The sequence below is a fragment of the Magnetospirillum sulfuroxidans genome (genome assembly GCF_018224925.1).
GTDB classification, from domain to species: domain Bacteria; phylum Pseudomonadota; class Alphaproteobacteria; order Rhodospirillales; family Magnetospirillaceae; genus Magnetospirillum; species Magnetospirillum sulfuroxidans.
The window spans coordinates 19059-31685 of the sequence record NZ_JAGTUF010000012.1; the positions used below are offsets into that span (position 1 = coordinate 19059).

At 62.2% G+C, this 12627-nt stretch carries 14 protein-coding genes; 5 read left to right on the forward strand and 9 right to left on the reverse strand.

Features of this window, described 5'->3' with window-relative positions:
- The first annotated feature begins 7 nt into the window (after positions 1-7).
- Both KEC16_RS12670 and KEC16_RS12675 read left to right on the forward strand, forming a co-directional pair.
- A complete protein-coding gene (locus tag KEC16_RS12670; RefSeq protein ID WP_211549447.1) occupies positions 8-511 on the forward strand; it encodes an Hsp20 family protein in 504 nt (167 codons plus the stop codon).
- An 11-nt stretch (positions 512-522) separates the two neighbouring features.
- Positions 523-744, forward strand: a complete 222-nt coding sequence (locus tag KEC16_RS12675) for a DUF1150 family protein (RefSeq protein ID WP_211549450.1) — start codon at positions 523-525, stop codon at positions 742-744.
- A gap of 16 nt (positions 745-760) precedes the next feature.
- Here the strand turns inward: KEC16_RS12675 and KEC16_RS12680 are convergent, their stop codons facing one another.
- The 3 genes from KEC16_RS12680 to KEC16_RS12690 all read right to left on the reverse strand — a co-directional run bounded on the left by KEC16_RS12680 (position 761) and on the right by KEC16_RS12690 (position 4039).
- Positions 761-1837 (reverse strand): hypothetical protein, encoded by a 1077-nt coding sequence (locus KEC16_RS12680; RefSeq protein ID WP_211549452.1) that lies wholly within the window; start codon positions 1835-1837, stop codon positions 761-763.
- Positions 1838-2051: 214 nt separating this feature from the next.
- Positions 2052-3101 (reverse strand): HpcH/HpaI aldolase/citrate lyase family protein, encoded by a 1050-nt coding sequence (locus KEC16_RS12685; RefSeq protein ID WP_211549454.1) that lies wholly within the window; start codon positions 3099-3101, stop codon positions 2052-2054.
- An 83-nt stretch (positions 3102-3184) separates the two neighbouring features.
- A complete protein-coding gene (locus KEC16_RS12690; protein ID WP_211549456.1) occupies positions 3185-4039 on the reverse strand; it encodes an NUDIX hydrolase in 855 nt (284 codons plus the stop codon).
- A gap of 196 nt (positions 4040-4235) precedes the next feature.
- Here KEC16_RS12690 and scpA point away from each other — a divergent pair, with 196 nt between their 5' ends.
- Positions 4236-6386 (forward strand): methylmalonyl-CoA mutase, encoded by a 2151-nt coding sequence (gene scpA, locus KEC16_RS12695; protein ID WP_211549458.1) that lies wholly within the window; start codon positions 4236-4238, stop codon positions 6384-6386.
- Positions 6387-6496: 110 nt separating this feature from the next.
- Positions 6497-6985, forward strand: coding sequence for a molybdopterin-dependent oxidoreductase (locus KEC16_RS12700; RefSeq protein ID WP_211549460.1), 489 nt, complete (start codon positions 6497-6499; stop codon positions 6983-6985).
- 130 nt (positions 6986-7115) lie between these two features.
- Here KEC16_RS12700 and ppa read toward each other — a convergent pair whose 3' ends face one another.
- The 5 genes from ppa to KEC16_RS12725 all read right to left on the reverse strand — a co-directional run bounded on the left by ppa (position 7116) and on the right by KEC16_RS12725 (position 11490).
- Positions 7116-7652 (reverse strand): inorganic diphosphatase, encoded by a 537-nt coding sequence (ppa, locus tag KEC16_RS12705; RefSeq protein WP_211549462.1) that lies wholly within the window; start codon positions 7650-7652, stop codon positions 7116-7118.
- Between the two features lies 1 nt (position 7653).
- Complete coding sequence (gene ald, locus KEC16_RS12710) at positions 7654-8784, reverse strand: alanine dehydrogenase (RefSeq protein WP_211549464.1); 1131 nt, start codon at positions 8782-8784, stop codon at positions 7654-7656.
- Between the two features lie 50 nt (positions 8785-8834).
- Positions 8835-10115, reverse strand: coding sequence for an AmpG family muropeptide MFS transporter (locus KEC16_RS12715; RefSeq protein ID WP_211549466.1), 1281 nt, complete (start codon positions 10113-10115; stop codon positions 8835-8837).
- Positions 10116-10175: 60 nt separating this feature from the next.
- Positions 10176-10736, reverse strand: coding sequence for an HNH endonuclease (locus tag KEC16_RS12720; protein WP_249209161.1), 561 nt, complete (start codon positions 10734-10736; stop codon positions 10176-10178).
- Between the two features lie 82 nt (positions 10737-10818).
- Complete coding sequence (locus tag KEC16_RS12725; protein WP_211549469.1) at positions 10819-11490, reverse strand: alpha/beta hydrolase; 672 nt, start codon at positions 11488-11490, stop codon at positions 10819-10821.
- A 55-nt stretch (positions 11491-11545) separates the two neighbouring features.
- Between KEC16_RS12725 and gluQRS the strand changes: the two genes are divergently transcribed.
- Positions 11546-12397, forward strand: a complete 852-nt coding sequence (gene gluQRS / locus KEC16_RS12730) for a tRNA glutamyl-Q(34) synthetase GluQRS (protein WP_249209162.1) — start codon at positions 11546-11548, stop codon at positions 12395-12397.
- Here gluQRS and KEC16_RS12735 read toward each other — a convergent pair.
- A complete protein-coding gene (locus tag KEC16_RS12735; protein ID WP_211549473.1) occupies positions 12378-12572 on the reverse strand; it encodes a hypothetical protein in 195 nt (64 codons plus the stop codon). The two genes, gluQRS and KEC16_RS12735, sit on opposite strands and share 20 nt — an antisense overlap.
- Positions 12573-12627 lie beyond the last annotated feature (55 nt).

Genomic DNA, 12627 nt, shown 5'->3' on the forward strand with positions numbered 1-12627 from the left:
AGATTTCATGAGCCGCATGTCTGCCTTCAACAGTCCACTTTTATTGGGTTTCGACCATTTCGAGCGCGTCCTCGACCGCGTCGCCAAAAGCCAGGGCGAGGGCTATCCCCCCTATAATATCGAGCAGATCGGCGAAAACGGCCTGCGCATCACCTTGGCTGTGGCTGGTTTTTCCATGGATGATCTGGCCGTCGGTCTGGAAGATAATCAGTTGATCATTCGCGGCCGTCAGAGCGAAGACGACCCCGACCGCATTTTTCTGCATCGCGGCATCGCGGCCCGCCAATTCCAACGCGCCTTTGTCCTGGCCGAAGGCATCGAAGTGCAATCGGCCACCTTGGATAACGGCTTGCTGCATATCGACCTGTACCGCCCCCGCCCCGAACCGCGGGTCAAGACCATTCCCATCAGCGGCGCCAGCCCAAGCAGCGACCGCGCCGGTCCCCGCACCATCGACGTCGCGGACGAAGATGTCCGCAACGTGCGCTCCCGGCCCAGAACCGGCCAATAGGAGGTACGACCATGAACCGAGATTATTCAACCGCCCTGCACCCCATGAGCGCCGCTGACTTCGCCGCCTGGGGCATGCCCGTTCTCGCCTTCGTCAAACCCATCGTCGTCGACGAGCAGACCAGCTGGGCCATCTACGCCGCCGACGGCACCCAAATGGGCCTGGCCCCCAGCCGCGCCATCGCTTTCGCCGCCATCATCCAACACGAATTGGAACCGGTCAGCGTGCATTGAGGCCAGCGGGCGGGGATCACTTCCCCGCCCCTCCCTTGATCACTGCGGCGAACACATCCCGCATCTGGGCAAAGGCCGGCGGCGGCAGGGCACCCAATTGGGCCAATCGGTCGGCGTAACGGCGCACCATCCACACGGTGGCGCCGCCGCCAAAGCTTTGGCGGTATTCCTCTTCCCCCAGTTCGGCGTAAGCGACGTACAAGAAGGTCACGAACAGGCGGATATCCTCGCCCAGCACCGGCATCAAAGCGATGATCGCCTCGGTCGAGGTGCCGGCGATCTGGGCGAGAATGCGGCGCAGATGACCGGAATCCCGCCCCGGGAACAGCCGCGCCAGATCCATCTGGGTGCACACCTTCCACAAGATTTCACCGTCGATGGTATCGCCCGCCGGCTTGATCAGCCGCTTGGCGCTGTCGAGCAGCAATGGCTGGCCGCCGCCGGCCATGTTGGCGCGTTCCTCGCGGCTGGCCAGGGCGCGTAATTCCGCCGGTTCGCGGATATCCATGATCCGGGGCCCCAGCTTCACCACCATGGCCGGCTCCAAGGGGGTGTAATGCGGGATCAAATTCGCCTGCCAATCAAAGCGCAGATAATCGCGGATCACCGAATACAAGGCGTCGCCGCCGCCAGAGATGGTGCGCACCTGAACCGGCGGCGCCTCCATCAGGCCGACTGAGATCAACAAACGCTTCCAACCGGGCAATTTATGGATTTGCGATTCATGCACCCGCTTGCTGATGCCAAGCTTGCGGCGAAAATGCCGCCGGGCGGCGGCGCGCACGATCAAGGCGATGGCCTCGCCCAAGGATCGGCCGCATGACAGCAGGCCGGTATCCTCGATCACCGGTTGTTTGTCACGGCCGGCAATGGCGGTCACGAACAATTCGGGGCGAGCGCGAAACAAGGAAAAGCACGATGACAGCACCTCGACGTCATTCATCGCCGTCTCGTAGACGCTGACAGAGGCATCCAATTTTGCCAAGGCGGGGATCTCGCGCCGAAAAATAGCGGCGATTTCGCCCTTCAGCGCCTCGACAATCAGGTCAGTCGGCCGGGTGTGAGCCTGTGAATCGGCAAAAGCAGCGACCATGCGCCACTCCCTCCAAACTTATGCACACCCATCCCCGCTATGGTATTAACACTAGGATAAATAAAAAGGCAGTGTCGAATTGTGATTTTTGTGCGCGGCACCCAAATTAGACCGCCAAAAAAAACCAGGGTGGAAAGGCCCCACCCTGGTCACAACCTAAAGCAGTTTACACCGGCCGCCCTTTGACAACGATCAGGTCATTGGCCGGGCGGTATTACAGGCCGTATTTTTCCGCCATCACCGGATCCTTGGCGGCAACCACGCGGGCCAGATCGACCATGACCTTGGCCTGTTTCCAGGTGGCATCGTCTTGCATCTTGCCGTCGATCATCACCGCGCCGGTGCCGTCGGGCATGGCGTCCAGGATTTTTTTGGCGAACAGCACTTCGTCGGCATCGGGACTGAACACTTTCTTGGCGATGTCGATCTGGCTGGGGTGCAAGCTCCAGGCGCCGGCACAGCCAAGCAGGAAAGCATTGCGGAACTGCGCCTCGCACGCCGCCCCATCGGAGAAATCGCCGAACGGGCCATAGAACGCCTTGATGCCGGCCGACTGGCAGGCATCGACCATCTTGGCCACGGTATAGTGCCACAAATCCTGCTGGAACAAGGTGCGCGGCGCATCATTCTTGGCGTCTTCAAGAACGCCATAAAACGGATGGCCGCCGCCGACACGGGTGGTCTTCATGCCGCGCGACGCCGCCAGATCGGCCGGCCCCAGGCTCATGCCATGCATGCGCGGGGACGCTTGGGCGATGGCGGCGACGTTTTCGACACCCAGCGCCGTCTCCAAGATGGCGTGGATCATGATCGGCTTGGTCACCCCATGCTTGGCTTCCAACTGAGCCAACAGCTGATCCAGGTAATGGATGTCCCACGGACCTTCCACCTTGGGCAGCATGATGACGTCCAGATTATTGCCGGCTTCCGCCACCAAGGTGGTGACGTCGTCCAAAAACCAGGGCGAATTCAGGCAATTGACGCGGGTCCACAAACCGGTGCCGCAGCGCGGATCCCAGGCCTTGGCCACCTCGACAAAGCCGGCCCGCGCCGCTTCCTTGGCGTCGGCGGGAATGGCGTCTTCCAGATTGCCCAGCAAGACATCGACATTCTTGGCCATGTCGGCGGCCTTGGCCCGCATCTTTTCCACATGCGGCGGGAAGAAATGGATCATCCGCTCCAGCTTCACCGGCAATTCGCGATAGGGCGCGGGGGCGCCGATGGCCAGCGGCTCGAAGAACTTCCGGGGCGGCTTGATGCTCATGATGCGCAATCCTCTTGCGGGGAATCAGGTCAGGGGCGCAATAATGATGCGTGATACTGCGCCGCACAAGAGGTTTGTTGCGATTACCAGCCCTGTTTCAGCCCATGGGCGATTTCGGCGTAATCGGGTTCGCTGTCCGGGCACAGCACGCCGTGGCGGATCAGGAAGTCCAGCACCACCAGATTGACGTTGTACTTGAAGTCCTGGGTATCGCGGATGCGGGTCTTGACCTCGTCCACATCCATCAGGGTAAAGCTGGCCACTTCACCGTCGGTATTGCGCGGGGTGAAGTCAGCGGGCAGTTCCAGGTCATAGCAGAACATGACGTCGGGTTTCAGCCCCCACGAATCTTCCAGGCAATACGAAATTACCCCGGCCGGACGGGCGGTGCGGGCCAGATCTTCCGGCATGCCGGCTTCCTCGGCCGCTTCCTTGATCAGGTTGTCTTGCAGCGACAGATGCGCCGGTTGGCCGCCGGCGATCAGATTATCCAGCTTGCCCGGCGCCACCGCCCGATCGGTCGCCCGCGTCGCCACCCACAATTTAAGCCGGTCGCCGTCGCGGACAAAGCCGTTGACGTGAACACCAAAGGCACGCACGCCAAACAGACTGACCACGCCGCGATCCATGGTCATCAGCGGCGTGTCTGACCAACGTTGCGCGACGCGATAGCGTTCGCCGCGCAAGGCCGGCGTCTGCCATTTGACATGCAAGGCCCGGCAGACCTCGTCGACCGCCGCCGAGCGGGCGTCATGGCCGATGAGATGAGGATGCAGGCTGACAGCGTCGGCGGTGACGGTGAAAACCCGTGGGTAATCTTCCAGATGCCAGGCGACATCGGCCCGCACCCAACCCACATGGCGCTCTTCCACCAAGAAGGGACGAAAGCGATCAAGCTCATGTTGATTGCAAAGGGCGATATGATCGAGGAAAGCCATGATGCTGCTCGCATTTTGTCCATGGCCAAGGTGCCTGTGCGTCCCCCCCCGAGTCAAGGCCGGGCGGACTGGTAACACCACTGTTTGACGCATGGCGGCATGCGCAACGTTATTTCGCCGAGAATGGACGAAACCCTGGGGTAAGCGTATACTCCCGCCGCCCCGGGGGTAAAAATAAGGTTTGCGGAGGAATAAAATGACCGAGTTTGCCAAGAAGTCTCTTGCCGATTGGGAAGCGCTGGCTTCCAAGGATCTCAAGGGCGCGTCGCCAGATACGCTGACCTGGGAGACGCCGGAGGGCATCAAGGTCAAGCCGCTTTACACCGCCGCCGATCTGGAAGGCCTGGAAGGCCTGGACACCCTGCCCGGTTTCCCGCCGTTCCTGCGCGGACCGCGCGCCACCATGTACGCGGCCCGGCCGTGGACGGTGCGTCAGTACGCCGGTTTCTCCACCGCCGAGGATTCCAACAAATTCTACCGCGCCAATCTGGCCGCCGGTCAAAAGGGCCTGTCGGTGGCCTTCGATCTGGCCACCCATCGCGGCTATGATTCGGATCACCCCCGCGTCGTCGGCGATGTCGGCAAGGCCGGCGTCGCCATCGATTCGGTCGAGGACATGAAGATCTTGTTCGACGGCATCCCGCTGGACGAAATGAGCGTGTCGATGACCATGAACGGCGCCGTGTTGCCGGTTCTGGCCGGCTATATCGTCGCCGCCGAGGAACAGGGCGTTTCCCAAGACAAGCTGTCGGGCACCATCCAGAACGACATCTTGAAGGAGTTCATGGTCCGCAACACCTATATCTATCCGCCGGCGCCGAGCATGCGGATCATCGCCGACATCATCGACTACACGTCGAAGAACATGCCCAAGTTCAATTCCATCTCCATTTCCGGCTATCACATGCAAGAAGCCGGCGCCACCGCCGTGCAGGAATTGGCCTTCACCCTGGCCGATGGCTTGGAATACGTGCGCGCCGCCCTCGGTCGCGGCCTCAAGATCGACGAATTCGCCGGCCGGCTGTCGTTCTTTTGGGCCATCGGCATGAATTTCTTCATGGAAATCGCCAAGATGCGCGCCGGTCGCCTGTTGTGGGCGCGCATGATCAAGCAATTCGATCCGCAAAAGCCGTCATCCATGGCCCTGCGCACCCATTGCCAGACCTCGGGCGTGTCGCTGACCGAAAAGGACGCTTACAACAACGTCGTCCGCACCACCATCGAAGCCATGGCCGCCGTCCTGGGCGGCACCCAATCGTTGCACACCAACGCGCTGGACGAAGCCATCGCCCTGCCGACGCCGTTCTCGGCCCGTATCGCCCGCAACACCCAGCTGATCATTCAAGAAGAGACCGGCATCCCCAACGTCGTCGATCCGCTGGCCGGTTCGTACTATGTGGAAAGCCTGACCAACGCCCTGGCCGAAGAAGCCTGGAAGTTGATCGAGGAAGTCGAAGCGCTGGGCGGCATGACCAAGGCGGTCGAATCCGGCATGCCGAAGATGAAGATCGAAGAAGCCGCCGCCCGCCGTCAGGCCCGCATTGATCGCGGGGACGAGGTCGTGGTCGGCGTCAACAAGTACCAGCCCAAGGAAGAGACCGCGATCGAGATTCTCGACGTGGACAACGCCATGGTGCGCGAATCGCAAATCGCCCGCCTCAAGCAAATCCGTGCCAGCCGCGATCAGGCCAAGGTCGATGCCGCCCTGGCGGCACTGACCACAGCGGCCGAAACCGGCGAGGGCAATCTGCTGGAACTGGCGGTGATCGCCACTCGGGCGCGGGCCACCGTCGGCGAAATTTCCGATGCCATGGAAAAGGCCTTCACCCGCCACCGTGCCGTCAACCGCACCATTTCCGGCGTCTATGGCGGCGTCTACAAGGATGATGACGGCTTTGCCCGGCTCAAGGCCGATATCGACGCTTTCGCCAAGGAAGAAGGCCGCCGTCCGCGCATGCTGGTGGTCAAGATGGGCCAGGACGGCCATGATCGCGGGGCCAAGGTGATCGCCACCGCTTTCGCCGATATCGGCTTTGACGTCGATGTCGGGCCGTTGTTCCAGACCCCGGATGAAGCCGCCCGCCAAGCGGTGGAGAACGACGTCCACATCGTCGCCGCCTCGTCGCTGGCCGCTGGCCATAAGACCTTGGTGCCGCAACTGATCGCCGAACTCAAGGCACAGGGCGCCGGCGACATCATGGTCGTCACCGGCGGCGTCATCCCGCCCCAGGATTACGACTTCTTGTACCAGGCCGGCGTCGCCGCCGTTTATGGTCCGGGCACCAACATTCCCAAGGCCGCCGGCGAAATTCTGGAACTGCTGAAGAAAAAGCGAACCGCCGCCTGATCCGACGGTCATCTGTCACGCAAAGGGCCATCCGGGCGATCCCGGATGGCCTTTTTGCCGCCCAAGGCCCATGATGACGGCGGGATGGCGTGTTGACAGGGGACAATAGGATGAAACGAATCCTTTTTGCCGTCATGCTGTTGGCCGCTCCGGCGGCGTTGGCCGCCGAAACCGCTCCGTTGGCCAAGGCGCCGGCACCCGTGGCGGGTCCGGTCATCGTTCAGGTGGGGGATTCCGCCTTGACCCTTGCCGCCATCGAACAATTGCCGCTGCGCCAATCGCGCATGGCCAATCCGTGGTCCCCCGATGGGGCGCTTTGGCTGGGCGTGCGGCTGGCGGACCTCCTGGCCGCCCATGGACTTGCCGGTCGTGACGTCGCCCTGCGGGCAAAGGACAATTACACCATCCGTCTAAAGCCGACCGACATCACCGGCGACGAGCCGTTGCTGGCCACCCGCGTGGACGGCAAACCGCTGGACCCGACCACCACCGGTCCCTTGATGCTGCTATGGCCGGCCCAGGCGGAAAAAGTGATGGCCAAGACGGCGCCCGATTCCAACTGGATCTGGGGCATCGTCGAGATCAAGGCGGCGCCTTAGAACAACGGGCCCCCCCGTTGCCTGAGCAAGCGTTGAGCGCCCCACGCTCGGGTGAATCCTGGCGGGGCCACGAAAAAACCCCCGCCGGAGCATCCGGCGGGGGCTTGATCGCATCGAAAAGAAAAGAAGCTTACTTCTTCTTCTTTTCCGCCTTCTTGATACCGACCTCGATGATGGCGGCCGCGTCTTCCGGGCCCTTCCAGCCCAAGCACTTGACCCACTTCCCCTTTTCAAGGTCCTTGTAGTGGGTGAAGAAGTGCTCGATCTGCTCGATCAGGGTGTTGGGCAGATCGGTGTAGCTGGCCACGTCATCGTAATAGGGGTGCAGCTTGGGATGCGGAACCGCCAGGATCTTTTCGTCCTGACCGCTTTCGTCTTCCATCAGCAGCACGCCGATGGGACGGCAGCGCATCACCGAACCGACGGCCACACCGTGCTTGCCGACCACCATCACGTCCACCGGATCACCATCTTCCGACAGGGTATGCGGAATGAAACCGTAATTGGTCGGATAGAACATGGCGGTGTGCAGGAAACGGTCCACGAACATGGCGCCGGATTCTTTGTCGATCTCGTACTTCACCGGATCGCCGCGCAGCGGAATCTCGATGATGACGTTGATGTCGTGGGGCGGGTTCTTGCCGATCGGGATCTTCTTGATGTCCATTTTATTGTCCTTGTTGCCTTGTCAAAGCGACCTCGGGGTCCAAATACCCCAAACCGAGGGCGCGCGCCACAGCCTCGTGCGTGACATTTCCACTGTGGATGTTCAATCCCGCTTTTAAATGCGGGTCTTCGGCCAATGCCCTGGCCCATCCCTTGTCGGCCAAGGCCAGAACAAAGGGAAGCGTGGCATGCCCCAACGCGAATGCCGAAGTGCGGGCAACGGCGCCGGGCATATTGGTGACACAGTAATGAACCACCCCGGATTCCACATATGTGGGCTGGGCGTGGCTGGTTGGACGCGAGGTGGCGATGCAGCCGCCCTGGTCGATGGCGACATCGACGATGACCGAGCCGGGCCGCATCGACGCCACCCCAGCGGCCGAGACCAGACGCGGCGCGGCGGCGCCAGGGATCAACACGGCGCCGATCAGCAGATCGGCCTGCGGCAACAGATGTTCGATCGCATCCGCCGTGGCGTAAGCGGTCATAAGGCGATTGCCAAAGATTTCATCCAAATGGCGCAGCCGCGACAGCGATTTGTCCAAAATGGTCACCCGCGCGCCCAGCCCCAGGGCCATGCGCGCGGCATTGGCGCCGACCACGCCGCCGCCCAGCACCACCACATGCCCCGCCATCACCCCAGGCACACCGCCCAGCAACACACCGGCGCCGCCTTGTTCCTTTTCCAGACAATGGGCGCCGACTTGCACCGCCATGCGGCCGGCAACCTCGCTCATCGGCGCCAACAGCGGCAGACCGCCCTGAGCATCGGTCACCGTCTCATAGGCGATGGCGGTGCAGCCCGAATGCAGCAACGCCTGGGTTTGCTTGGGATCGGGAGCCAGATGCAAATAGGTGAACAGCACCTGTCCGGGACGCAGCAATCCATATTCGGCCGGCTGCGGCTCCTTGACCTTAAGGATCATGTCGGCCGTGGCGAAAACGCCAGCGGCATCGGCGGCGATTTCCGCCCCGGCCAACCGATAGCTTTGATCGTCGCAGCCGATGCCCAGGCCGGCGCCGCTTTGCACCGTTACCTGGTGGCCGTGATTAACCAATTCCCGCACCGCCGCCGGCACTAAGCCGACGCGGTATTCATGGGTCTTGATTTCCGTGGGAACGCCAACACGCATGCGACCCCCCTTTCCTTATATAAAAAGGATGAACCCAATGTGGTTTTGGTTCAACCCGTCGCTTTCGCCACCACCGGATCACGCCGCATCATCCACACCAACAGCAGCAAGCCGGGCAAGGCGACGGCGGTGGAGACCAGGAAGAAATCCACCCATCCCAGCCGTTCCGCCAGCACCCCCGCGCTGGAAGCGATCAGCGTGCGCCCCACCGCCGCCAGGGACGACAGCAGCGCGTATTGGGTTCCGGTGTAACTGAGACTGCACAGACCCGACATATAGGCGACGAAGGCGGCCGAGCCCAAGCCGCCGGAAAAATTCTCGACGGCGATGGTCAGGGTCAGGGCCATGATGTTGTGCCCCATCACCGCCTGCCAAGCGAACATCAGATTCGAGACCATCTGCAACACGCCGCACACCAGCAGGCTTTTGAACAGGCCATAGCGGGCGACCAAGATGCCGCCCAGCACGGTGCCGGCGATGGTGGCGCCGAAGCCGAACACCTTGGAGACAGCGGCGATTTCCGCCTTGGAAAAGCCCATGCGCACGTAAAATGGATTGGCCATCACCCCGGCGAAGGCATCGCCCAGCTTGTACAGCAAGACAAAGGCAAGCACGGCGACGATCATCCAGCCCTGGCGTCGGGCCATGTCCATGAACGGATCGGCGACGGCATGACGCAGCCAGCCGCTCAGGCCCGGAGGCGGCGGCACGACGACGCCCTGGGGTTCCGGATTGGCCAACACCGTGGCCATGCCGATCCCGACCAAGGCGGCCATGATCCAATAGGTCCAAGCCCACGAGCCGGAATATTGCGCCAGCAACAGCGCCCCGGCCCCGGAAATCAGCATGGCGACGCGATAGCCCAATTGCACCGCCGCCGCCCCGGCACCGTATTGTTCTTCATCCAAAATCTCGACGCGATAGGCGTCGATGACGATATCCTGGCTGGCCGAACAAAACGCCACCACCACCGCCAGCAGCGCGGTCAGTTCCGGCCAAAGCGCCGGATCATTGGCGCCCAACGCCGCCAAGGCGGCGATCAGCAAGACCTGCGTCGACAGCATCCACGCCCGGCGACGACCGAAACGACGGCTGAGAAACGGCAACCGCACCTGATCGATCAACGGCGCCCAGGCAAATTTAAAGGTATAGGGCACGCCGACCAGGGCGAAAAAACCGATGGTTTGCAGCGATACCTGCGCCTCGGTCAGCCACACCGCCAAGGTCGCCCCGGTCAGCGCCAAGGGCAAGCCGCTGGAAAACCCCAGCAACAGAACCGTCAGGATGCGACGATCCCCATAAACCGCCAGCGCCGCGCCTATCTTGCTCATGATTCATCCCGGCAGCCGAAAACAAAGGCTAGCTTTGAGCCGTCAAGGGTTAAGACACCGCTAAAACTGTTCGAGTTCCGCATCCCAATACAGAAAATCGCTCCACGACTGATGCAGGAAATTGGGCGGGAAAGAACGGCCGTTTTCCTGAAGGCGGAAATTGCTGGGCTCAAGCGGCCAGTTCAACAGCCGCATGCCGGCCTGGGCCAGCAGCTTATGACCCTTGCGCAGATTGCACGGGGAACACGCGGCAACGACATTCGACCAATTGGTGCGCCCGCCCAAGGCCCGCGGCACCACATGGTCGAAGGTCAAATCGTGGGTGGGAAAGGGCTGGCCGCAATATTGGCAGGTGAAATGGTCACGCAGGAACACGTTAAAGCGGGTAAAGGCCGGACGGCGGGCCGCCGGGATATATTCCTTGAGCGAAATGACGCTGGGAAGCCGCATGCGCCACGATGGCGAGCGGATTTCCCGATCATATTCCGACACCACGTTGACCCGATCACAGACAACGGCCTTCACGGCCTCCTGCCAAGACCACAGGGACAGCGGAAAATAGCTGAGCGGCCTGAAATCGGCGTTCAGCACCAAGACGGGATAGCCTGAGTCTACACTCAATAGCCCCTCCTTCGGCAGTCGCCACAAGATAGAGGTTTTAAAGGCGCAAATCCATACCCCCGGTGATGACGATTTGGCGAAATCAGCCGGGAACGGGCAAACCAAAAGCCTGACGCAGGAAAGCCGCGGCCAAGGCCAGGCCGGGACCATCGATGGAATGGTCGAGATCGGGCCGCAATTCGGTCAGCACCGGGAGACCCACCGCCGCCAAGGCCTGTTCCGCCGCCGGCAAACAGGCGGGGTTGACCACCGGGTCGGCATCGCCATGGATCAGCAGCACACGCGGACGCGACACCACTTCGGCGGCCAATGTCTCGGCCGCGACCACCGCCCCGGAAAAACCGACGATGGCGGCGCAGGGCTTGGCCCGCCGCGGCCCCACATGCAGCGACATCATGGTGCCCTGGCTGAAACCGATCAGCGCCAGCGCCGAATCGTCCAGGCCGTATTCGGCCAGCTTGGCGTCAATAAAGGCATCGACGACGGGAGCGGTGGCGCGAATCCCGGCCGCCAAGGCCTCGCCCGAGCGATCTTGCAACGAAAACCACTGCCGGCCAAAGGGGGCCATGTCATAGGCGAACGGCGCATCGGGGGCGATGAACACCGCATCCGGCAACATGGGCGCCACATAAGGCACCAAGCCAAACAGATCGGCGCCGTCGGCGCCGACGCCATGCAGCAAGATCACCACTTGGCGGGCGGCCCCACCCGAGACCGGGGTGGCCACATGGGCGGACAAGGCGGGCTGGGTCATCACGTTTCCTTGAGCGACGGGGGCTTGGATCGTGGAGTATGGTATGGTTGACGCCATGATCACAACCACCCGTTTCGCCCCCAGTCCCACCGGGCTGTTACATCTTGGTCATGCCTATGGCGCCCTGTTCGCCCAAGATCAGGCACGGCGGCGCAAGGGGCGCTTTTTGCTGCGGCTGGAAGACATTGATCCTGGCCGCTGCCGGGCCGAATTCGCTGCCGCCATTATCGACGATCTGCGTTGGCTGGGGCTGGATTGGGACGCTCCGATCCGCCGTCAATCCGAACACCTGGAAGAATACCGCCGACTCCTCGCCCGGCTGGCGGCGCGGGGCTTATTGTATCCCTGCTTTTGCACCCGTAAGGATATCGAGGCGGAAATCGCCCGTTCGGGCCACGCCCCCCATGGCCCCGACGGCGCGTTGTATCCCGGCCTGTGCCGAAGCCTAAGCGCCGATCAGCGGGCCGAAAAGCAGGCCGCCGGCCAGACATGCGCCCTGCGTCTGGACATGGCCGCCGCCATCGCTCAAACCGGGACATTGTGGTGGCACGATCACCACGCCGGCCGCATCGCCGCCCAGCCCGAATTGTTCGGCGACGTGGTGTTGGCGCGCAAGGACACGCCGACCAGCTATCATCTGGCGGTGACCTGGGATGACGCCCTGCAACAGGTCACTTTGGTGACCCGCGGGCAGGATCTGTTCGCCGCCACCCATGTCCATCGCCTGTTGCAAGCCCTGCTGGAGCTGCCGACGCCCCAATACCATCACCATCCGCTGCGTACCGATTCTCAGGGGCGACGTTACGCCAAACGCGACAAAGCCTTGACCATTGCCGCCTTGCGCGCCGCCGGCCGCTCTCCCGCCGAAATTCAGGCCTTGGCCGGTTTCATTCCGCTTTCGAAGTGAAATGTAGGGTGGTAATCAGCCCCAACCAGGTGCCGCCGGCAAGAACCGCCCCCAGGACGACGATCCAATATTCGGCGCTGGGGACCTTGGCGATCGCCCCCAAGGTAGCCATCCCGGCCACCCCGACAATGACGGTGACGATGGACGACAAAAACAGCAGGCTCTTGGCATTCATTCTCGGCCTCCCCTTATATGCGATTATCCTACAATAAAAGTCTCGGCCTTGCATC